The following is a 20,647-nucleotide window of genomic DNA, read 5'->3' as shown; positions in this document are numbered from 1 at the left end:
GTGGAGAAAGCAGTGTGGCGCTTCGTTTCCCGCCTGATCGGCCACTGGATGTTCGGCCCGGCCCCGGATTGGAACCGGGTACGCGCCCGGGTCGGTGCGAGCACCACCTTCGCCCGCGCACCGCGGGGTGTCGCCGTCACGGCCGGTCGGCTCGGCGACGTACCGGTCGAAACCCTCACGCCGCGTGGGGCTCCCGCCGACGCGGCGGTGCTGTATCTGCACGGCAGCGGCTATGTGATCGGCAACTCGAGCATGGTCCGGCCCCTGACCGGCGCGCTGGCGGCGGCCATGGGCACGACGGTCCACTCCCTCGACTACCGCTTGGCTCCCGAGCACCCGTACCCCGCACCCATCGAGGACACGGTGGCGGCCTATCGAGCGCTCCTGGATCAGGGCATTCCGGCCGAACGGATTGCCGTGGTGGGTGATTCGGCCGGTGGCGGGCTGGCGCTGGATCTGGCGATGCGGTTGCGCGACGAGGATCAGCCGCAGCCCGCGATCCTGGGACTGATCTGCCCGGTGCTGGATCTGTCCGCGAGTTCTTCGGCGTTCCACTGTGATCCGAGCGGGGAGCCGCTGCTGAATCCGCCGTTGATGGCGCAGTTCATGGACGCTTATCTGCCCGGTGTTCCCGAGCAGGAGCGGCACGCTCGTTCCCCGTTGTATCGGGACATCACCGGTCTCGCCCCGATCGTGATGCACTCGGCGGGTGACGATCTACTCGCCGGCGACGCGCGGGAGTTCGCCGCGCTCGCCGCGAAAGTCGCCGCGCCCCTGCGGCATCGCGAGTTTCCCCATCTCTGGCATGTCTTCCACGTCCTGCCGATGCGGGTAGCGCGCGAGGCGGTGGACGATCTCGCGACCATGCTGTCGGACCGTCTCTTCGGTCATCACCTCGGCCACCGGACGGGCCGCTGACCGGAGCCGAAGCCGGGCTCAGACGAAGGCGCGGCTGACCACCGGCACCACGAATTCCTCGAGCATGGCGCGTTCCTCGGCGTCGTCGCGGCCGGGTGCGGCGAGGAAGGACACGATGATCCGGGTCAGCCAGCGCGCCAGGCGGCTGCGCTCGGGATCGGTGAGCGGCGTGGGTGCGAACAGCCCCGCGGCGATGGATTCGATGACGTCGGAGTCCTGGCTGATGCGCCCGGCCGCGCCGGATTCGCCGGGCCGGAACCAGGCGATGAGCATGGGGTCGGCGCGGACCGCGTGGATCGAGCCGAGCATGGCGGCCACCACCCGTTCGCCCGGATCCTCGACGGCGGCGACCTGCTCGAACACACCCGCGGCGATACGGCGGGTGGCGCGGTGCACGAAGGCCAGGCGCACGGCCTGCCGGTTCTCGAAGTAGCGGTAGAGGGTCGCGCGGGAGCATCCGGCGGCCTTGGCGATATCGCCCATGCCGACCGCGGCGACGCCCCGTTCGGCGAACAGGCGCGCGGCCGCGTCGAGAATGCGTTCGGCGGCCAGGTCGGCCCGTCCGTCGGCCAGCCAGTCTCGGCTCATGCGGTGTCCCTTCCCATCCGATCCGGACCCGTTCGCGTGTCCCGTGTTCCGGTCACGGGTCCGGTGGCGACATTGACGCCGGACCCGTTCCCTCACACTCTGCCCGCGCGATACGAGGGCGGTGCAACCGGGCCGCCCGAGGCTGCGGACGGCCCGGAGTCTCAGGCTTGTGCGCGGAACGGCACCGAGATCGGCCAGCGCACGTAGTTGCCGTGCGCCCACTGCACCGCGTCGAGGTCGACGGTGAAGTCGGGGCAGCGCGACAGCAGTTCCTCCAGCGCGACCCGCGCGACCATGCGCGCGGCGGCCGCGCCCAGGCAGTGATGGTGCCCGTGGCTGAAGGTCATGATCCGCTTGGGGTTGCGGCGCACGTCGAGTTCGCCCGCGGTGGGGCCGAATTCGAGTTCGTCGCGGTTGGCCGACCCGTAGCACAGCAGCACGCGCCGACCCTCGGGGATGGTGACGCCGTGCAGTTCGATGTCGTGGGTGGCGGTGCGGGCCAGGCCCTGCACCGGGGAGGTCATGCGCAGGAATTCCTCGACCGCGTCGGCGATCAGGGCCGGGTCCTCGACCAGCAGGCGACGCTGTTCGGGGTAGGCGGTGAGCAGTTGCACCGCGCCGCCGAGGTTTCCGGTGGTGGTGTCGTTGCCGCCGGTGATCATGGTGAAGGCAAAGCCCAGGATGGCGAGCAGGCCCTCGTTGTCCCCGTCCTCGCCCAGCCCGGAGGCCAGCAGGTGCGAGATGGTGTCGTCGCCGGGTTCCTTGCGGCGGCGGTCGATGAGTTCGCTGAAGTAGCCGACCATCTCCCCGACCGCGGTGAAGGCGTTCTGGTCGCCCGCCGCCAGTCCGGCCCCGGCGACCGCGCCGCCGACGATGTTCTCGGTCCAGTCGTCGAAGCGGCCCCGATCCTGTTCCGGCACACCGAGGTAGTGCGCCACCACCATGGTGGGCAGCGGCTTGAACAGTTCCTTGACGATGTCGCCGCCGCCGGCCGCGCGCAGCCGTTCGATGCGTTCGATGACGAAGGCGCGCACCTCGGGCTCCACCGAATTCACCTGGCGGGGAGTGAATCCCGGTGAGACGCGGCGACGGAAGTCGGTGTGGTCGGGCGGGTCCATGAACACGAACGGCTTGGCCGCGCCGAAGCCGGCGGCCACCAGGTCCACGTAGTCGACGGTCAGTCCGGAGGCCGAGGAGTAGTTCTCGGGTTCGCGGGCGGCCGCGTACACGTCCGCGTGCCGGGTCAGGACGTAGAAGTCGTCGGATTCGCGGCCTTCGGGGACGACCCGGTGGACCGGATCATGTTCGCGCAGTCGGGAATACATGGGATACGGATCGCGCCAGGTCTCCCCGGATCGCAATTCGAATCGCACCGCATGAGACGCCATTGAACTCATGAACCGACCGTAAGACAAAATACACAGTATGTCTAGAACCTGTTGCACAGTTGTCCTCATGTACCAGGCGGTCGGACGGGTACTAGAGCACCCGGAAACGCACCGGATGCGCGAGCGGACGACCCGTGTCATCGAGGTGATGCAGCAGGTAGGAGCCGGTGGGCAGCGGTCCCAACCGCGGGCCGGGGTCGAGCGCGGCCACCTGCCGCATGCCCGCCATGGGAGCACTTCCGGCGTCCGGGGCCGCCTGCTCGGTGACGCCGAGGACGACCTGATCCCGGGTCACCCCGTTCCCCAGGGCGAGGCCGCGCAGCACCGGCATCGCGGGGACGGCGGTGGTGAATCCGCCGGGATCGGCGTAGACGGCGAGCCGGTGCCCGGCCACCGCCTCGGCGAGGCCGTAGCTCACGACGAGATCGCGGCCGGGCTCGTACAGGGATCGGTCCAGCAGCAGCCGGGTGAAAGGCGCGGCATCGTCGGCGGTCTTCCCGGCCGCTCCGGTCTCCACGAATCCGCGGACGCGGCACAGGAATCCGGCGTCGGCGGAGGCCGACACCGACAGGTCGTACCAGCCCGCGCCCTCGGCGTCGCTCTCGCAGAGCATGTCGCGGCGCTCTGTCGCCCCGGCGGCGATATCGATGGTCCAGGGTCCGTCAGCACGGTACGCGTTCGAGACCACCCGCACCGAAACAGGCTTCTTCCCAGGGTTTTCGAATGTCCACGCCAGTGCGCGCTTCCCGGAGCCCGCAGCGGTGGCGGTGACCCGCAGCCCGCCGCACGGCCCGCCGAGGTCTCCGGCGAATCGGCGCTGGAAGCCGTCCGGGCCGTAGAGGGTGTAGTCGTAGTGGCCGTTCACCGCCGACAGGTCGTGGGTGACCGAGCCGCCACCGGTGAGGTCGAAGCGGGTCGGCGTGAAATCGGTGGCGAAAGCGTTGGGGTACACCAGGCAGTGCGCCGCCGAGGTCCCGCCATTGTCGATGGTCAGCGTGACCCCGCCATTGGCCCCCGGCGCACAGCGCGCCTGTAGTCGGTACGGCAGCGGCACCCGCGGCCGGCTGCCGCTCTGCTGCTTCGGCATCCGCTGCACGAACGGAAGCGGTTGCGCCACACCGGACATCGGCTGCTCGGCGCGGGGTGAGACGTTCGGCAGGATGAGGGTGCGCCGGGAGCCGAAGTCGAACAGCGAGGACAGGTCGCCGCACATCTGCCGCCGCCACGGGCTGATATTCGGTTCGGCGACGCCGGTGACGCGTTCCAGGAACTTCAGAACCGAGGTGTGGTCGAACAATTCGGAGGAGACCGCCTGCTTGCTCCACGGCGACACGACGATCGCCGGCGTCCGCGCGCCGAGGCCGACATTGTGGCGGCCGAAGTACTCGCCCGGGGTGCCCGGCGGCGGGGTCGGGGCCGGGATGTGGTCGAAGTACCCGTCGTTCTCGTCGTAGTTGAGGATGAAGACGGTCTTGTTCCACACGTCCGGGTGTTCGGCGAGCGCTTCCAGCACCCCGTGGACCAGGGCCTGACCATTGCGCGGGCCCATCACCGGATGTTCGCAGTCGACGTAGGGCGCGACGATCCAGGACACCGTGGGCAGTCGCCCGGTGGCCACGTCGGTGCGGAACGACTCCACCAGAGTGCCGGTGCGCGAACGCAACAGCCCGCGCTCCACCAGCGCGCGCTGCCCGGCCGACAGTTCGTCCATGCCCCGTTTCAGGGCGGCGGCATAAGCGGGTTCCAGGCTCGGATCCCGTTCCAGGTCGGAATAGAAGCGGAAGAAGTTCTCGAAGGCGACGCCGTGGCCGCCGTTGGTGTACTTCAGCGCGATGCGCGCGGCCTCGCGGAACGGCAGGAAGAAATCGAGCGCGTTGTCGGTGTAGTTGTCCCACTCCTGGTAGACGCGCCAGCCGATGCCGCGGTCCTGGAGTCGTTCGGCGTAGGTGGTCCAGGGCAGGCCGAAGATGATGTCGTTGACGTAGCGCCCGGCATCGGGGCTGAGCAGGGCGTCATAGAGGAACAGGTTGCCGGTGCGCGGCCCGACCAGTCCGGCCAGCGCGGCGGCCACCGGCGGCGGGAGCGCGCCGGTCAGGCCGTGCACCAGGCCCAGGACCGCGTCCACGATGCCGGTGACCGGCAGGCTGCGCATCCAGCGCAGTTTCAGGTCGTCGGAGAACAGCGAGACCTGCAGGTTCTCCGCGTAATTGTCCAGGGCGAGCGGGTTTTCCACGGTGCCGGTGAACAGGTACATGCGGTTGGGGTCGGTCGGGCCGTTCACCGAGCAGTGGTAGCCGTCGCACAGCGTGAACGCCTCGGCGAGCTGGTAGTAGAAGCCCAGGCTGTCGCGGTCGTAGCCGACCATGGTGCCCTCGCCCTTGGCCTTGATCCAGCCGTCGTTGCGGCCGGCGGCGAAAGCGTCGTGGCCGGTGCGGGTTCCGTGGTCGGTGCCGTCGATGTTCTGCAGCGTGGTGGTGTACGGCAGGACGACCCGGCCCCCGTCTGGCTGGTGGAAGACCGAGCGGCCGGTGGACAGTTGCAGCGCGTTCAGGTCGGCGTATCCGCGGACGCCCGGCATGGACCCGAAGTAGTGGTCGAAGGAGCGGTTCTCCTGCATGAGGATCACCACATGCTCGATGCGATCCCAGCCGCCGGGCGGGGCGGGTTCGGCCCAGGCCTGGGCCAGGCTCGGCGGGAGCATGGACATGGCTCCGGCCGCACCACCAGCATGCGCGGCGTGCTTCAGAAAACGCCTCCGATCCATGGCATCCCCTAATGAGCATCGGAACGGCTATCACGAGGATCGCCGACCGACCTTGGGGATTCGTGGCGGTGAGGGGGCTCACCGGTGAAGGGTCAGTTAATTCAACCGGTGCTGTCATCGGTGCGGACCAGCACGAACACCAGTTCCGTGTCGCCGATGCGCAACACCGCTCCGTCGGACAATAACCCGCTGTCCACGATGCGCGCACCATCGACATACACGCCGTTGGAGGAGTGCAGGTCCTTGATCACCCAGGTGTGACCGTTGTCGATGAGCAGGGCGTGATGGCGGCTGACCCGGCCGTCGGCGAGGGCGATGTCGTTGTCGGACAGGCGACCGATCCTGGTGGTGGAACCGACCACCGGGTGGACGTGCCCGGACCGGTCGCGCAGCAGCGCCTGCGGTTCGTGCCAGCTGCGGTCGACGATGGTGGTGGCGCGGGTGGCCGAGGCGGCGGCGACCTGGCGCACGCTGAGCGGGTCCTGGCGCAGGATGCGCGATTCCAGTTCCCGGATGCGGTGGCCGGGATCGATGCCGAGCTCCTCGGCGAGGATGCCGCGCAGGCGGCGGGCCGCCTCCAGCGCGTCGGATTGGCGGCCGGTCATGTACAGGGCGGTGATCAGCTGCTCCCACAGCGATTCCCGCAGCGGATGGTCGCGGACCAGCAGGTTCAGTTCGGCGACCACGCCCTCGGCGCGGCCCTGCGCGATATCGGCCTCGGCGCGGGCCTCGATGACGCCGATCCGCTCATCGTCGAGGGCGACCGCGTAGGCGTCGGCGAACCCGAGCCCGCGCAGGTCCGACAGCACCGGGCCGCGCCACTGCGCGAGGGCGTCGGAGAGCGTCTCGGTGGCGGCGGCGAAGCGTCCGGCGGCCAGCGCGCGCATGCCGTTCTCACGGCGGGTCCGGAAGCGGAAGACGTCGCAGGCGGAGTCCTCGACCACGATGCGGTAGCCGGTGCCCATGTGCTGGAGCATGTTCCGGGCGTCGATGCCGCCGTCGCGCAGCGGTTTGCGCAGGTTGGAGACGATGGCGTGCAGGCTGACCCGCACGTCGGGCGGCGGATTGTCCTCCCAGACGGCGCTGGCCAGCGCGTCCACCGATACCGGCCGGTTGGCGTTGATGGCCAGGTAGGCCAGTACCGCCCGCTGCTTGGGCCCGCCCAGCTGCTGCGCCACCCCGTCGATGGTCAGCTGCACCGGACCGAGCACGCCCACCCGCGCCCGCACCCCATCCATCGCCGACCTCCCGTCGGGCCCGACTTCTCGCCCGTCACTGTAACTTCGCACGGCCTCCCCCGCCCTTCGCATCCACCGAATTCGTCTTACCGAACTGGTCGGTCCCGGCCGCGATTTCGTTCCATCGGCGGGGTACTGAGAAGCATGCACCGGTGCGGGCGGCTTTCGGGAGTGCGCCTGCGCCAGTGCATGCGAGCGATAGGGAAGTGAAGGGCGGTCGGGGTCAGGGGTTGAGGTTGTAGACCTCCACCGAGCCGACCATCGTCACCGGATAGTTGGCCTTCACCCAGGCGGTGATCTCGGCGCCGGTGGATCCGTTGGATTCGGAGCCCTGCCCGCTGGGGTTCCGACCGCCCGACTGCTGACCACCCGGCTGTTGGCCGTTCTGGTCCTGGCGGGGCTGGTGTCCGCCGCCGGCGTGGGTGTCGCCGCCGGGCTGGGGGTTGGTCGGCTGCTCCTGGTTCGAGGTGCCGCCGGGCTCGGACTCGTTGCCCTGACGGGGGCGGATCAGCAGATAACCGATCTGATGGTCGGCGACGTACTGCTGGAACTGGGCCAGCGTCGGCGACGGGTCACGGCCGCTGAAGCCGCCGATCGCGAGCAGCGCCTTGCCGGTGGTCAATTCGAGGGTGCCGACATCCTGCGCGCCGATCGCGGCCGCCGCCCAGCGGGCATCGCTGCCGTCGACGAGCGAGACGATCTGCGGATCGGCGACCCCGCCCCGCTGTCCACCGCCGTATTGGCCTGAGCCACCGGCATTCTGGCCGGGACCGCCGCGCTGGCTTCGGGCCGGGCCCGCGATCGGGCTGCCGCCGTTGTGCACGCCGGCCACGGTCTCGAGGGTGTAGGCGGTGGGGCCGAGCAGCCCGGCCAGCAGCGCGAACACACCGATGGCGAGGATGAACCGCGGCAGTTTCGGGGCGATCAGCAGCGTGGCCGCGGTGACCACCGCCAAGGCCATGAGCGTCCAGCGCAGCCACGGCAGCCATTCGGGTGTGCGATGCAGGAGCACGAACGACCAGATGCCCGTGGCCAGAGCCATGCCCGCGAGGGTGACGCGCGCCGCGAGATGGGTTCGGCGCTGCCACAATTGGGTCGCGCCGATGCCGAGGACAGCGGCCAGCGCGGGGACCAGTTCCATCGAGTAATAGGAGTGGAAGCTGCGGCTCATGTAGCTGAGCACGATTCCGGTGACCAGCAGCCAGCCGCCCCACAGCAGCAGGCCCGCGCGGACGCGATCGGTGCGCGGCTGCCTGCGAGTCAGCCACAACCCGGCGATCAGTGCGATGAGCGCGGCGGGCAGCAGCCACGAGAACTCGGTGGCCAGCTCGCCGGAGAACAGACGGGTGATGCCGGGCTGCGAACCGAATCCGCCGAAGCCGCCGCGCATCTGGGACGGATCGGGGTGCGCGCCCGGGGTGGGCAGGGCGGAGGCATTCGGCACCGCCGACGGGGTGGGCGCGGCGGACGGGGTGGGCACGGTCGACGGCATGTTTCGGGGTCCGCCGCCGCCACCGTTGTGGTTGCCCAGGATCCGGCCGAGACCGTTGTAGTCGACGGCCAGCTCCCACAGGCTGTTGCTGGTGGATCCGCCGATGAAGGGCCGCGAGCTCGCGGGCCACAGTTCGACGAGTGCCACGTACCAGCCCGCGGACAGCACCAGCGCCACGCCCGCGGACGCCAATCGCGTGATGCGCGTGAGCCATCCGCCCGCGCCGGCCACCAGCACCACCAGCGCCAGGCCGGGCAGGACCAGGAACGCCTGCATCATTTTGGCGAGGAAGCCGAACCCCATGAGCACGCCCGCGCCGACCAGCCAACCGGTGCCGCCGGACCAGAAGCGTTGTCCCGGTGCGTCGATGGACCGCACCGTGCAGTACGCGGCGGCCACCAGCAGCAGCACCATGAGGGCGTCGGGGTTGTTGAAGCGGAACATCATGGCCGCCACCGGGGTGACCGCCAGCGCCGCGCCCGCGATGAGCGCGGCCGCGGGTCCGGCCCAGCGCCGCACCGCGGCGGTGAGCAGCGCGACCGACGCGACACCCATCAGCGCCTGCGGCACGAACATGGACCAGGCGTTGAAGCCGAAGATCCTGCCGGACAAGGCCATCACCCACATGGCGGCGGGCGGCTTGTCGACGGTGATGGAGTTCTGCGGGTCCAACGAGGCGAACAGCAGCGCCTTCCAGCTCTGGGTGCCCGACTGCACGGCCGCGGCGTAATACCCGTTGCCCCAGCCCGCGCCGCCGAGTCCCCACAGGTAGACGACGGCGGTGGCGATCAGCAGCGCGGCGGTGGCCGGTAGTTCCCAGCGCGGCCGCCCACCGGCCGGGGACACGTCACCGTCCTTGGGTACGGGCGCATCGTCCGCAACACCGGTGATGGTCGACATGCCACCCGCTTTCTGCTGTTCCAGCCCGAATTTCTCTGTCGTCGCGGAGCCTAGGCCGCGGGTTTTGACCGCAGCTTCGAGACGGCTGGGAGTTCCCTGTGAGGGCCTGAACTGCGAGAAGAGGGGCAGAAAGCCGGAAGGGCACCCGCTGTGGCGGGTGCCCTTTCCAGGTATCCGGTCGTGCTTGTCAGTGACGGGCTGCCTCGAGAACGCTGGGGGCCTCGAGGATCAGACCGTGGGCAGGGTGAAGGCGGCGGTGCGGACCTTGTCGCCGTGCTTGAAGTCCAGGAACAGGCGGTAGGTGCCACGTCCGGGGACCGCGGTGTGGAAGGTGACGTCCGGGCCGGGCGCGGTGACGCCGTCGCCGGGCTCGCCGTTCGGGTGCACGTGGACGTAGGCCAGGTCCCCGGCGCGCAGGATCACCAGATGGCCGTACGCGGCCAGGTAGGGCTGCAGGTCGGTGACCAATTCGCCATCCTTGCGCACGGTGAGGGTGAGTAGGCGGCCCTCTCCCGCGACCAGGTCGCCGTCCAGGGTGACCTCGTAGCCGTCGACCGCGAAGGTGCGGTCGGGCTGCGGCGCGGTGCCGGGCCGGTAGTCACCGGCGATGGCGAAATCCGCTCCGAGCGTGATGGTCCGGCCCAGGGCGCGCGGCGCGATATCGGTGAAGGCGCGGTAGGCGCCCGCCTCGGGGAGGTTCAGGCGGACCGTCCAGATGCCGTCGGCCCGCCGTTCGGGGTGCACGTGCCAGAAGCCGGTGAGCTCGCGCTGCACGACGATGAGGTGCAGTTCCTTGTCGTGGATGGCGTCGAACTCGGTGACGGGTGCGCCGTCCGGGCCGAGGATGCGGAAGCGGAACTCGGTTTCGCCTGCGGCGACGACCTTTTCGGCGAGATCGAGGGTGTAGCCGTCCTGGGTGACCTGGAGGCCGCCGGGGACTCCGGCGGCGTGGCCGCCGTGTGCGGCGTGGGCGCCGTGTCCGGCGTGGGCGTTGAGATCCGCGTGTCCGGTGTGATCGGCATGGGCGGCATGCGCACCGTGGCCTTCGTGACCGGCGTGCGCGTTGTGGTCGGCGTGAGCCGCGTGCTCGGTGTGTCCGGCGTGCTCGCCGTGGGCCGCGTGGTTGTGGTGTCCGGTGTGGGCCTGGGTGGTCATCTTCTCGTCCCTCTCAACTGCTTTCACTGCCTTACGAAAGATCAAGTTAATACCCCTAGGGGGTATCTACAAGAGGTGTCGATGTGAACTGGGTCACCGCGGGCTGCCCGTGGCCACACCGAGCCCGTACACCCCTCGTCACGGCTGCGGGTGCCACAGGGTGCCGCGGCTCACCAGCGGGCGGAGGCGACCAGCCAGTCGATCATGATCCTCAGCGCCTCGGGGAATTTGCTGACCGCACAGTGCCCGGTGCCGGGGATCAGGAGCACTTCGGTCTCGGGGCGGCCCTTGAAGACCAGGGTGTCCGCCTGCGGGATGTGCACGTCGTCGGCGCCGTTCAGGACCAGCATAGGCGCGTTCCGGTCCTGGTCCAGCCACTGCCGCAGGGTGAACGCGGACATGCGTTGCGCCAGTTCGGTATCGGTGGGTTCGGTGTCGAAACCCAGTGCGTTGCCGACGATTCCGCGCATTCCGTACGCCCAGGTGCGATCGGGGTCGAAGGAGCGCTCGACCGGACCGCCCAGCACGATGGCGGCGTCCACCTCGCCGGCGAGGCCGGAGCGGGCGGAGAAGTAGCCGCCCATGGAGATCCCCAGATGTGCGACCCGGCCGCCGCCGAGGGTACGGGCATGGTCGATGAGCGCACGGACCACGTCGAAGCCGCGGTCGGCGGACAGGGGCATGGAAGTCTCCCCGGTACCCGGAATGTCGAAGGCCAGCACGCGCATTCCGGTGCGCAGGGCGAGTTCGGTGAACCACCCGTGCAGGTCCATCTTCCAGGAGTCGACGCCGCCGGAGGCCAGCAACACCGGGTCGGCGGCCGACCACCCGGGCGGGGTGAGCACGTGCACCGGGACGGCGACATGGCCGCCACCGTAGGGGGCGTCGACGATGATGCGATCGAACGCGACGTCGAAATCGGGTGCGGCGAGCAGGTATTGATCGACCTGCCGGGACAGGGCCGTGCGCTTGGGCGTGTCGGCCAGGGCGGGGAACTTGGCCCACCCGTAGGCCAGGGCGGCCCGCCAGGGGCTGCCGGCGGCGGCGTATCGGCCGGCCAGCCGCGACCACTCGTGCACCCAGCCGCCGGATCGGTCCGGCCACATATCGGTGATGGCCGCCCGCACCTCGTCGACGTCGGCCGCGGGCAGGCCGGTGCCGACCATCTGCGGGTATCGCTCGACGAAGAGGTCCTCCGGATCGACCTGCCACTGGAATGCCATTCGAAGCTCCTAACGCAATAGTTCCTGCGATAAGTCACGGTAGACCCGCATATAGGCAAACGCAAGCTTCTTGCGTTAACATGATTCGGTGACCGATCCCGAAATTCGCCGCCGCACCGGCGGCCGCTCCGCGCGCGTCCGGCAGGCCGTGCTGGATGCCACCCTGGAAGTATTGGGTGACAACGGTTTCGATCAATTGAGCATCGGACTCGTTGCCGCTCGCGCAGGCGTGCACGAGACCTCGATCTACCGGCGCTGGAAGACCCGCGAACGGCTGATCTTCGACGCACTGGTGGAAAACAGCGCGGCGAAGCTGCCCACGCCGGACACCGGATCGCTGCGCACCGATCTGATCGGCTTCCATCGCTCGATCGTCGCGATGGTCGATTCGCCGCTGGGGGCGGCGCTCCTGCGTGCCATGGCCGCCGGGGGCGAAGGCCCCGAACTCGCCGAATCCCGGGCCGAATTCTGGCGGGTACGCCTGGACGCGACCCGGGTGATGCTGGATCGCGCTGTGGCGCGCGGTGAGATCGGCCCGGCGCCGGACCCGGAGCTGGTGCTCGAAATCCTCACCGCGCCCATTCACTTCAGAAAGCTGCTCGTCCGCGAGCCGTTCGCCGCGGACTACACCGAGCAGGTCGTCGATTTCGTGCTGAGCGGACTGCGGTGGACGCCACCGGACGGCCGATGACCGCAAGTCTCGGCCGCGCCGCGTTCACGCACCCCTCGGCGGGGTCGCGGGTTCTCCGTCCCCACACAGCGTAGGGTCGGAAGCGACCGCTCAGCTATCCCGCAGCCGCACCGCGTGATTGACGGTGGGAGAGGACGCAATATGTCGACCGGGGAAGCCGTCATCGTCGCCGTGGACGAATCAGCCGGTTCCGCCGTGGCCTGGGCCGCCCACACCGCCGCGCTGCACCACGCACCCCTGCACCTGCTGCGGGTCCTGGAGATCACCCCCGATCAGGGCCTGGGCCTGGGCACCGCGATCACCACCGAGGACTACGAGCGACTCGAGGAGCACGGCAACTGGCTGTTGGAGACCGCGGCGCTGGCAGCCGCCGACTCCTCCCCCGGCCTGACCGTCACCACCGAACTCACCACGGGCGCGGTGGTTCCCACCCTCTTGGAACGCACCCGCTCGGCCCGCATGCTGGTCGGTGGCGCACGTGGCGGCGGCACCCTGCGCCGCGCCCTGCTCGGCTCGGTCAGTTCGGCGCTGGCCCGCCGCTCCCACTGCCCGTTCGTGGTGGTCCGTGACGGCGTCCCCCTACCCGTCGACCTACCGACCCGCCCGATCCTGGTCGGCGTGGACGGCACCAAGATCAGTGAGCCCGCCATCCGGGCCGCTCTCGAGGAAGCCTCGGCCCGCGGAGTGGCCGTCATCGCCCTGCACGCCGAAGGCGCCTCCGACGACCCCGAGATGGACGCCCTCGACGACTACGTCCTGGCCGAATCCCTGGCCGGCTGGCAGGAGCGCTACCCCAATGTCCGCATCGACCGGGAAACCGCCCACGACAGCCCCGAGCGCTCCCTCCTGAACGTCTCCTCGGGAACCCAACTCCTCGTCGTCGGCACCAGAGGCCGAGGTGGCTTCGCCAGCAAGGTCTTCGGCTCCACCAGCCAGTCCCTGCTCCTCTCCGTCCAAACCCCCATCATGATCGCTCCCACCCCATAGCCCCCGCCCCTGTGAACCCTCCCCCACCCGAATACCTGCTACCCGTACGGACGTACGGCTCGGTAGTCTGACCCAGACGCCCCCGTAGCCCAATTGGCAGAGGCAGCGGACTTAAAATCCGCCAAGTGTCGGTTCGAGCCCGACCGGGGGCACGTACAGCATCTGCACAGTGCGCGCCCGGCCGCTGATCGGGCGATCATGTTGCCGCTGTTGCGCCGTCGCCGACTGTCGTGGCCGCATGTGCGATGGCGGGGCGGCTCGGTCGACGATGTCGAGATGGGCAGGCCGAACGAGGTGGGTGGATGTTCGGATCCTTCAGGGCACACCGGTTTTCGACGAAGGGTGGCGTCGGCGTGCCGGCTCAGTAGGTTCTGAGTCCTCCGCTTTTGGCGTTCAGCATGGTTTCGTGGGTCAGTCGCTCGTTGGCGCGGAACACCAGGACCCTGTACCCGGTTTCCCACGTCACGGACTGCACCACCTGTCGGTCTTTCAGGAATACGTAGTACCCGAAAGATGCCGGATCCGAACCGTTCCGGGGCGGTAGGCCCGTCCAGCAGGTGTCCGGAGGGGTTTCCGCCATCTTGTTCAGCCAGTTGTCGTCCATTGCCGAGGACACGTCGATCACCGTGTCCCAGCCATCGGACCAACCGGCCGCACGAGTGACCTCACCAAGACTGATGGGCTGCTCCCTGTACCCAGCATTTTTGAACTCCGCCGTCAGCGCCTTGCTCGAGCCGAGCGGCTCCGGCTTGCTGTCGAGGCGGATTTCGGATTGACACGTTTTCGCGGCAGGCTTGTCAGGTTTGGCGGCGCATCCGGCCAGCAATGGAGCGATCAGGATGCCGACAACGATCGTGGCTGGTTTCACTTGCCTCGCACTCACTTTCCCTTGCCCGGAAGTGGGATATCCACTTGTTCTGGACTCGTCGTATCCGTCCAGGGAACGGTATTGCTGAAGGCGATCTGGGCGGGAGCGTTGGGGTTGGGGTCGGGATGGTGGATGACGACGGTGTCGCCCTTGTCGACCGCGGCGATGACCGCGGATTTCAGGTCATCCTTCGATGCGTTCATGTTCGCCAGACCGATCTGGCGGCCGACATCGTTGTTCTTGAGGTCCATCGCCTCGCGCTGCGGACCGTTTCCGCCGACGCCCTCGTGAGCGGTGGCGTACTGCTTCGCCCAGTCGGCGCCGAACTCCTGGGTCATGCGCGCGTTCCAGTAGGCATGCCGGGCCGCGTCCCCGTGACCGTCATCCTTCGAGTCCGGATTCACGTCGGTGTACTTGTTGTTCTTTCCGAACTCTTCCGCCTCGTCCTTGATGTCGTTGAACTTCATGTAGTTCATCGGATTGCCGCCGTAGGCCGGGTTGCAGAGTTTATCCATCGCGGCCTTTTCCTCGACCGTCATCTCTACCGGCTGCATGTCGGGCTTGTACAACCTGATCAGGTTCAGCGTGGTCGAGTCGGGCCAGACCACGATCTCGGACTTCGTCGCGTCCACCTGGTATTTCAGGAGAATATCCCGGAGCGCGGCGTCCTCCGGGATACCGGCCAGCACCAGCTTGACAGCATCGGACACGTGCTCGAGTTGCGTGGCGAGGTCGCGCGCGCCGATCTTGTCGGTTTCCTGCACATCCCAGAACGCCTGCTTGAGACTCGCGCCCAGGCTGAGGCAGGCGGCGGTCTTCCAGGCGACGGAAGCCGGGTTGCCCCAATGCTTTTTGATGGTCTCCCAGTTCGAGTCGTATGACTTCACGTCACCGGTCTCGTCGTCGTAGAAGAGGTTCCACTCCGAGTCTTTGACGTCGTCGACGGCCGACTGCAAACTCTTGATATCCGATTGCAGTGCGGCAGCGGTGGTGTCGATCTGCTTGTGGATGGCATCGAGGACGTCACCGCTGGTGACCGCCTCGTTCTTCAACTTGGTCGACATGGTCCGTGCGGCACTGCCGCCGGCTTCACCGAAGTAGGGATCAGAACCCTGAATCGCCTTGTCGGCATTGAGGGATTCGGCCTCGAGGGTGATTCCGGCGTTCATCGCGTCCGCGCCGGCGAAGCGTGCCGAATCGAGCTTCCACCCGAGCACCGTGGAGATGGTGATCTTCTCACCGCTCACTTGATCCCCTTGAATCCGGCCACATTCGCCTCTTCCATCCCATCGACGGTGCCGGCCGCGTTATCGGTCAGACTCGCGAACTGGTCGAGCCTGCCTTGATGGAGCGTCACCACCCGATCCATCGCCTTCAGTACGCTCTGGACGTTCTTCGCGAAGGCGGAGAACGGCATCGCGCCGGGAGCGGCGTCACGGTTGTGTTCGCCGATCGGGTTCAGTTTGCCGATCGCACCGGCATGGGTGCGGGTATCGGTCGCGAGCCCACGCAACTTTTCGGGATCGAAGGCAACCATGTCTACAGTCCCACCAACAGCTTTCGCTTCATGAATCCCCCAGCACCAGCCATGTGCTGCCGAATAGTAGCGGTCGGTATGTACTGGGAACAATCCGACGGTCGGTGTCGGTACAGTGTCGGGCAGTCGGGGGGAGACATCCCGGCATGGACGATCCGGAAAAAGGGGAGCGAAGCACGTGGACCAGCGTCGCGCGCGGGCCGAGAAGATCGATGAGGCCATCGGGGTGGTCCGAGCCCAGGCTCGCGCCGCGGACCGGAGCATGGCGATCGAGGTGGATGCCTACGGGCAGATCACCCAGATCAGGCTGGCGCCGCACGCCATCGCCGAGGGGACCCAGCAGCTCGAGCGGACCATCATCGAGCAGTACCGGGCTGCGCGGGCCGATGCGGAGGCGCAGGCCCACAAGGTTTACGAACAGTTCGTTCGGGATGAGAAGAGGGACGCCGTAATGGCGGCGCAGCAACCCGAGTGGACCGATCAGGACGACGCGCAGCCGGTCGCGCTCTGGAGCAACACGCGATAACCAAGTCCCGGCAGAACCCTTGTGAGTTCTAAGGATTCGGCAAGCGGGGGCGGCGAGAGTTCCTCGCATGAACGGGAATCGTGGGGCCGTGCTGGAAGCGGTCGGGGGCTTTGCGGGTGGAATCGTCGGGGCGGTCATGGGTTTCGTCTACCCGTGCGCGATCATCGTGCTTCAGCGGAGTGTGGGGATTACCGACCCGCGCCGGGCCGCTACCGTCACGGAGGACGGGCCGGTGGAGTACGGGGTGGGGTCGGTCGGGTATTGGGCTAGTTGGGTCGCGACGTTCGCCGTGATCATCGCGATCGGGGTGGTGGGGTCGCGGTATCGGTATACGCGGGCTGCGGCTGTGCCCGCGACGCTGTGGTTCGCGATCGTCACTCTTCCGCTGGCCCTGCTGTTCATCGCGTTCGACTTCGGTGGTGCGCCGCATCCGAGTTGATCGGACGGTCAGGCGGTTTGCTGGGCTTGTTGTTTGATCACGAGGGCGACGTGGAGGCGGGAGGGGCAGTCGAGTTTGGTCATGACCTGGCCGGTTACCGACTTCGCACGTGGCCGGGATATCCGGCGGTGGCGCCACGCACCTGTTCGGCGGCGGGCAGGAAGCGGCCCGGCCCCCATTCCGAACCGATCCCGCGAGCCCGGCGCCTAAGAGGCGTATCCGGGATGCACGCCGGGGGTCAGGCCGCGAGCGGCGACCAGACGATCCAATAGGTCGGCGAGCTGCCGATATTCGTCGTCCGAGAGCGCCGCGGTCTGTTCCCGTTCGTGCGCGAAGGCGATCGCGCCGAGCTGGGCGAGGAGTTCGCCCGCCGCCGGCGTGAGATGCAGTTCGTGGTTGCGGCGGTCGGCGGGGCTGCGGCGGCGTTCGATCAGGCCCTTGGTGTCGAGGGGGTCGATGAGGGCGACCACGCGGCTGGGGACGACACCGAGTTCGGCGGCCAGGGAACGCTGACTGCGGCCCGGCTCCGCGGCGATCATCCGCAGGATGCCGACTTCCGGTGGGGTGAGCCCGATTTCGGCGATTCGCTCCGAGAACCGCTGCGTGGCCTGGGCGCCCAGCTGAGCGAGCTGGAAGGCGACCGCGCGCATGGGGCGGGTCGGCTGCGCTCGCCCGGATTCCTCTTGCTTCGCTTCGGCCACGGCGTTATCGTACACGGCAGGCAATCGTTCACAGCAGAGAACGATTCATGCAAGAGAACGGAACCCTCCGTCATGTCTGCCGAATCCCCCGCCATTCCGAAGCCCGAGGCACTCGAACCACCGCTGGGCAGTCTCGGTGTCGCCGTCGCCGGACTATTCGTCGCCGGACTCGTCATCAGCACCGTTCAAGCAGGTGGCAGCCCATTTCCGTCACCCTTCGGGGATGCCGGGGACGCGGTCGCCCACTTCCGCGACCACTCCTCGGCCGTGCGCACCGGCGCGGTGTTGCAGTACGCCAGCGCCATCCCCTTGGCCCTCTACACAGCCGCCGCCGCGGCCCGGCTGCGGCGGATGGCCGATGGCTTCGGGCCCGCGCTCGCCGCGATCGGCGGCACGCTCGCTGTCGTCTTCCTGATCTGCTCCGGACTCGTCAGCTGGGCGCTCACCGTGCCCGAGGTGGTGAGCGATCCGGCCCTGGTCCGCGGGTTGCACACGCTCGCGTTCCTGTGCGGCGGCCCGGCCAATGTGATGGCCACCGGCTTGCTCATCGCGGGAATCGCCGTGAGCGCCGCGCCACGACGGCTGCTCGCCCCCTGGCTGATCAGCGCGGGCCTGGTGATCGCCGTGATCGCCCTGTGCACCACCGCGGCGCTGGCCGTCACCGCGGCGGCTTTCCTGCTGCCGATCGCGCGCTTCACCGGCATGGCCTGGTTGATCGCCGCCGGATTCCTGCTTCCCCGTTCGTAATTCACACTTCCAGGAGAAACCCCGATGACCACCCCGATGACCACCAAACTGGTGCGGTTCCAGCGGCCCGAACTGTCACTCCCCTATCTGAACGGCATCGACGACGCCCATGTGGCCGCGCTGTTCGGCCTCGAATCCGACGGATATCGCTCGCTGCGTGAGGAATTCACGACGCAGGCGCGAGCCGCGGCGGCGGATCTGCTGACCGAGGACGCGGTCGCCGAGCAGGTCGACCGGCTCCCGTTCGCTCCCGGCGCGCGTGTGGTCGCGCTCGGCGAGAGCAGCACCGCGGATCGCCTGTCCTGGTTCGAGATCCTGCGTCACCTGCTCGAACTACGACGGCCGGGAGACGCGATCACCCTGCTCAATCTGGCGGTCACCGGGGCCACCACCACGAACACCCTGAAAGGCATTGCGGCGCTGGGGTTCCAACGCCCCGACTGGGTCCTGTGCCAGCTCGGCGCGAACGACGCGCAGCGCCTCGGCCCCGACGGGCCCCGCGTGGTCAGCGCCGAGGAGACCACGCGCAATCTGGGCGTCCTGCACGACGAAGGGGTGCGGCTCAGTGGCGCGCGCTGGGTCTGGCTCACCCCGACCGACGCGGACGAGTCGCTGATCGCGACCTTCCCGCCGTTCCAGCAGGCCGGAATCAGCTGGCGCGCGGCCGATCACGAGGACACCGCGCGGTCGCTGCGCGAGCGGCCGGAACCGGTGATCGACACGCTCACCGTCACCCGCCCCGACTCCGGTCATCGGCTCTACGAGCCGGACGGCGTGCACCTCACCCCGGTGGGCCAGGTCGCCGTCGCCCGGGCCGTGGTGTCGGCGCTCGCGGCGATGGCGTGAGGAAAAGCCCATGCGAATGACCATGATCGCCCTCGCTCCCCTGCTGGCCGCGGGCGTGTGCGCGACCCAGCCGACCGCTTCCGCCGCATCCGATGACGCCGTGGCGGTCACCGCCGCCCAGATCGGCGACGCCGCGGTCATCACCGTGGAGGACGGCGTCCTCGCCCTGCGGGACGGTGTGCTGACGATCGCGGCGCCCGGCGGCACCGTGCTCGCCGGAGCCGAAATGTCCTTCCGCGTGGACGATTTCGTCTTCCCGATCGCGGCCTCCATCACCGACCGGACCGCGACGCTGGTCCCCGACCTCGATCCCGCGCACGCCGTCTACGCTCCGGTCGCGCTGCCGTTCGAGGACTCCGCCGGATTCCAGACGCCCTATCAACGCGAGCAGGCCGCCTGGAATCGCATGAACAGCACCATCGGCATGGGCGCGGTCCTGGGCACCCTGGTCGGCGGTGTCGGCGGGGCGGCGGTCGGTTGCGTGCTGGGCGCGGCGGTCGGGGCCACGGTCGCCGCGGCCACCATCGTCGGGCTCTTCGGCCCGTTCCTGCCCGGCGCGGTGGTCGGGTGCCTGGGCGGTGTGGTCGCGATCGGGACGCTGGGCACCATCGCCGGCCAATTGCTGGTGACCGCGCCCGTGGCGGTCCTGGCGGCCGTCCAGTACTTCACCACCATCACCGCTCCCCTCTGACGACCGGGGCGGGGTGTGCGGTATACCTCACAATGTCCGCCCAGCTGAGAGCAGGTGCGGGCGGTCCAGGAAGATGGTGCCCGAGTAACTCGAGTACAAGGAGATTTCGTGGAACGCATTGGCGTGATCGGCGGCGGCACCATGGGTGCCGGTATCGCCGAGGTGGCGGCCCGCGCGGGCGGGTCGGTCCTGATCCTGGAGCGCGACACCCAGGCGGCGGACGCCGCGGTGGAGCGGATCGAGAAGTCGCTGGCGCGCGCGGTGAAGTCCGGGCGGCTCGAGCAGGCCGCGGCCGACGAGGCCCGCGCTCGCATCGCCCTGACCACCTCGATCGACGACTTCGCCGATCGTGAGCTGGTGATCGAGGCCGCGCCGGAGATCGAGTCGCTCAAGGCCGACTTCTTCACCAAGCTCGACGGCATCGTCTCCCCCGAGACCATCCTGGCCACCAACACCTCCTCCATCCCGGTGATCCGGCTGGCCAACGCCACCGCCCACCCGGAGCGCGTGGTCGGCGTCCACTTCTTCAACCCGGTGCCGGTGCTGCCGCTGGTCGAGATCGTGGTCACCCTCAAGACCGACCGCGCCGTGGTCGACAAGGTCACCGGCTACGCCCGCGACGTGCTGGGCAAGCGCACCATCGAGTCCAAGGACCAGGCGGGCTTCATCGTCAACGCCCTGCTGATCCCGTACCTGTGCAGCGCGATCCGCATGTTCGAGACCGGCTTCGCCAGCGCCGAGGACATCGACGAGGGCATGGTCAGCGGCTGCGCCCACCCCATGGGCCCGCTGCGCCTGTGCGACACCGTCGGCCTGGACGTCACCCTCGCGGTCGCCGAGTCGCTGTTCGCCGAGTTCGGTGAGCCGCAGTACGCGCCGCCGGTGCTGCTGCGCCGCATGGTGGATGCGGGCTACCTGGGCCGCAAGACCGGCCGCGGTTTCTACACC

The 20,647-nt window shown here is 68.8% G+C and carries 20 protein-coding genes and 1 tRNA gene; 10 read left to right on the top strand and 11 right to left on the bottom strand.

The annotated features are described in order from the left end of the window. The gene (locus ACFV4K_RS12735) at positions 1–918 is read left to right on the top strand and encodes an alpha/beta hydrolase (RefSeq protein ID WP_379274476.1); all 918 of its coding nucleotides are present in this window, start codon (positions 1–3) and stop codon (positions 916–918) included. An 18-nt stretch (positions 919–936) separates the two neighbouring features. Here ACFV4K_RS12735 and ACFV4K_RS12730 read toward each other — a convergent pair whose 3' ends face one another. From ACFV4K_RS12730 to ACFV4K_RS12700, 7 genes are all read right to left on the bottom strand, one after another. Further along, positions 937–1,506, bottom strand: coding sequence for a TetR/AcrR family transcriptional regulator (locus tag ACFV4K_RS12730; protein WP_379274474.1), 570 nt, complete (start codon positions 1,504–1,506; stop codon positions 937–939). 161 nt (positions 1,507–1,667) lie between these two features. Then, on the bottom strand, positions 1,668–2,903 hold the full coding sequence (locus ACFV4K_RS12725; protein ID WP_379274472.1) for a cytochrome P450: 1,236 nt from the start codon (positions 2,901–2,903) through the stop codon (positions 1,668–1,670). 82 nt (positions 2,904–2,985) lie between these two features. Next, the gene (locus ACFV4K_RS12720; RefSeq protein ID WP_379274470.1) at positions 2,986–5,658 is read right to left on the bottom strand and encodes an alkaline phosphatase family protein; all 2,673 of its coding nucleotides are present in this window, start codon (positions 5,656–5,658) and stop codon (positions 2,986–2,988) included. A 101-nt stretch (positions 5,659–5,759) separates the two neighbouring features. Further along, positions 5,760–6,896, bottom strand: a complete 1,137-nt coding sequence (locus ACFV4K_RS12715) for a BTAD domain-containing putative transcriptional regulator (protein ID WP_379274468.1) — start codon at positions 6,894–6,896, stop codon at positions 5,760–5,762. Between the two features lie 223 nt (positions 6,897–7,119). Beyond that, a complete protein-coding gene (locus ACFV4K_RS12710) occupies positions 7,120–9,288 on the bottom strand; it encodes an ArnT family glycosyltransferase (RefSeq protein WP_379274467.1) in 2,169 nt (722 codons plus the stop codon). Positions 9,289–9,516: 228 nt separating this feature from the next. Beyond that, on the bottom strand, positions 9,517–10,443 hold the full coding sequence (locus ACFV4K_RS12705; RefSeq protein WP_379274465.1) for a hypothetical protein: 927 nt from the start codon (positions 10,441–10,443) through the stop codon (positions 9,517–9,519). Positions 10,444–10,613: 170 nt separating this feature from the next. Beyond that, positions 10,614–11,666, bottom strand: a complete 1,053-nt coding sequence (locus tag ACFV4K_RS12700) for an alpha/beta fold hydrolase (RefSeq protein WP_379274464.1) — start codon at positions 11,664–11,666, stop codon at positions 10,614–10,616. Positions 11,667–11,754: 88 nt separating this feature from the next. Here ACFV4K_RS12700 and ACFV4K_RS12695 point away from each other — a divergent pair, with 88 nt between their 5' ends. From ACFV4K_RS12695 to ACFV4K_RS12685, 3 genes are all read left to right on the top strand, one after another. Further along, positions 11,755–12,357: a TetR/AcrR family transcriptional regulator gene (locus ACFV4K_RS12695; protein WP_379274462.1), complete on the top strand. Its 603-nt coding sequence runs from the start codon at positions 11,755–11,757 to the stop codon at positions 12,355–12,357. 141 nt (positions 12,358–12,498) lie between these two features. Then, entirely contained in the window at positions 12,499–13,344 is an 846-nt protein-coding gene (locus ACFV4K_RS12690) for a universal stress protein (protein ID WP_379274460.1), read from the top strand. A gap of 78 nt (positions 13,345–13,422) precedes the next feature. Then, a tRNA-Leu gene (locus ACFV4K_RS12685) sits at positions 13,423–13,496 on the top strand. Between the two features lie 209 nt (positions 13,497–13,705). On the opposite strand, the gene ACFV4K_RS12680 is transcribed toward ACFV4K_RS12685, so the two are convergent. Genes ACFV4K_RS12680 through ACFV4K_RS12670 form a run of 3 tightly spaced genes read right to left on the bottom strand, consistent with a single transcriptional unit; the run spans position 13,706 to position 15,749 of the window. Further along, a complete protein-coding gene (locus ACFV4K_RS12680) occupies positions 13,706–14,212 on the bottom strand; it encodes a hypothetical protein (RefSeq protein WP_379274458.1) in 507 nt (168 codons plus the stop codon). An 11-nt stretch (positions 14,213–14,223) separates the two neighbouring features. Then, positions 14,224–15,459, bottom strand: coding sequence for a DUF6973 domain-containing protein (locus ACFV4K_RS12675; protein ID WP_379274456.1), 1,236 nt, complete (start codon positions 15,457–15,459; stop codon positions 14,224–14,226). Beyond that, complete coding sequence (locus ACFV4K_RS12670) at positions 15,456–15,749, bottom strand: hypothetical protein (RefSeq protein WP_379274454.1); 294 nt, start codon at positions 15,747–15,749, stop codon at positions 15,456–15,458. The genes ACFV4K_RS12675 and ACFV4K_RS12670 overlap by 4 nt, the downstream gene beginning before the upstream one ends. Before the next feature lie 178 nt (positions 15,750–15,927). Here ACFV4K_RS12670 and ACFV4K_RS12665 point away from each other — a divergent pair, with 178 nt between their 5' ends. Next, positions 15,928–16,275 (top strand): YbaB/EbfC family nucleoid-associated protein, encoded by a 348-nt coding sequence (locus tag ACFV4K_RS12665; RefSeq protein ID WP_379274452.1) that lies wholly within the window; start codon positions 15,928–15,930, stop codon positions 16,273–16,275. Between the two features lie 67 nt (positions 16,276–16,342). After that, positions 16,343–16,714 (top strand): hypothetical protein, encoded by a 372-nt coding sequence (locus tag ACFV4K_RS12660; protein ID WP_379274451.1) that lies wholly within the window; start codon positions 16,343–16,345, stop codon positions 16,712–16,714. A 206-nt stretch (positions 16,715–16,920) separates the two neighbouring features. Here the strand turns inward: ACFV4K_RS12660 and ACFV4K_RS12655 are convergent, their stop codons facing one another. Then, positions 16,921–17,415 carry a MarR family winged helix-turn-helix transcriptional regulator gene (locus tag ACFV4K_RS12655; protein ID WP_379274449.1) on the bottom strand — a complete coding sequence of 165 codons (495 nt, stop codon included), beginning with the start codon at positions 17,413–17,415 and terminating at the stop codon, positions 16,921–16,923. 72 nt (positions 17,416–17,487) lie between these two features. Here ACFV4K_RS12655 and ACFV4K_RS12650 point away from each other — a divergent pair, with 72 nt between their 5' ends. The 4 genes from ACFV4K_RS12650 to ACFV4K_RS12635 all read left to right on the top strand — a co-directional run. Continuing rightward, entirely contained in the window at positions 17,488–18,162 is a 675-nt protein-coding gene (locus tag ACFV4K_RS12650) for a hypothetical protein (RefSeq protein ID WP_379274447.1), read from the top strand. 24 nt (positions 18,163–18,186) lie between these two features. Continuing rightward, positions 18,187–19,008 carry an SGNH/GDSL hydrolase family protein gene (locus ACFV4K_RS12645; protein WP_379274445.1) on the top strand — a complete coding sequence of 274 codons (822 nt, stop codon included), beginning with the start codon at positions 18,187–18,189 and terminating at the stop codon, positions 19,006–19,008. Between the two features lie 10 nt (positions 19,009–19,018). Beyond that, entirely contained in the window at positions 19,019–19,699 is a 681-nt protein-coding gene (locus ACFV4K_RS12640; RefSeq protein ID WP_379274443.1) for a hypothetical protein, read from the top strand. 108 nt (positions 19,700–19,807) lie between these two features. Then, a partial coding sequence (locus ACFV4K_RS12635) for a 3-hydroxybutyryl-CoA dehydrogenase (RefSeq protein ID WP_379274441.1) occupies positions 19,808–20,647 on the top strand: 840 nt, incomplete at its 3' end.

It is taken from the genome of Nocardia sp. NPDC059764 (genome assembly GCF_042732555.1).
In the GTDB taxonomy this organism is placed as follows: domain Bacteria; phylum Actinomycetota; class Actinomycetes; order Mycobacteriales; family Mycobacteriaceae; genus Nocardia.
Note: the sequence above shows the minus strand (reverse complement) of the source record. Positions and strands in the feature narration are given on the sequence as shown.

Excerpts from the sequence above, each read along its gene's own strand:
- ACFV4K_RS12730 (WP_379274474.1), bottom strand. The coding sequence starts at position 1,506 with ATGAGCCGAGACTGGCTGGCCGACGGACGGGCCGACCTGGCCGCCGAA.
- ACFV4K_RS12725 (WP_379274472.1), bottom strand. The coding sequence starts at position 2,903 with ATGAGTTCAATGGCGTCTCATGCGGTGCGATTCGAATTGCGATCCGGG.
- ACFV4K_RS12720 (WP_379274470.1), bottom strand. The coding sequence starts at position 5,658 with ATGGATCGGAGGCGTTTTCTGAAGCACGCCGCGCATGCTGGTGGTGCG.
- ACFV4K_RS12715 (WP_379274468.1), bottom strand. The coding sequence starts at position 6,896 with ATGGATGGGGTGCGGGCGCGGGTGGGCGTGCTCGGTCCGGTGCAGCTG.
- ACFV4K_RS12710 (WP_379274467.1), bottom strand. The coding sequence starts at position 9,288 with ATGTCGACCATCACCGGTGTTGCGGACGATGCGCCCGTACCCAAGGAC.
- ACFV4K_RS12705 (WP_379274465.1), bottom strand. The coding sequence starts at position 10,443 with ATGACCACCCAGGCCCACACCGGACACCACAACCACGCGGCCCACGGC.
- ACFV4K_RS12700 (WP_379274464.1), bottom strand. The coding sequence starts at position 11,666 with ATGGCATTCCAGTGGCAGGTCGATCCGGAGGACCTCTTCGTCGAGCGA.
- ACFV4K_RS12690 (WP_379274460.1), top strand. The coding sequence starts at position 12,499 with ATGTCGACCGGGGAAGCCGTCATCGTCGCCGTGGACGAATCAGCCGGT.
- ACFV4K_RS12670 (WP_379274454.1), bottom strand. The coding sequence starts at position 15,749 with ATGGTTGCCTTCGATCCCGAAAAGTTGCGTGGGCTCGCGACCGATACC.
- ACFV4K_RS12660 (WP_379274451.1), top strand. The coding sequence starts at position 16,343 with ATGAACGGGAATCGTGGGGCCGTGCTGGAAGCGGTCGGGGGCTTTGCG.
- ACFV4K_RS12650 (WP_379274447.1), top strand. The coding sequence starts at position 17,488 with ATGTCTGCCGAATCCCCCGCCATTCCGAAGCCCGAGGCACTCGAACCA.
- ACFV4K_RS12645 (WP_379274445.1), top strand. The coding sequence starts at position 18,187 with ATGACCACCCCGATGACCACCAAACTGGTGCGGTTCCAGCGGCCCGAA.
- ACFV4K_RS12640 (WP_379274443.1), top strand. The coding sequence starts at position 19,019 with ATGCGAATGACCATGATCGCCCTCGCTCCCCTGCTGGCCGCGGGCGTG.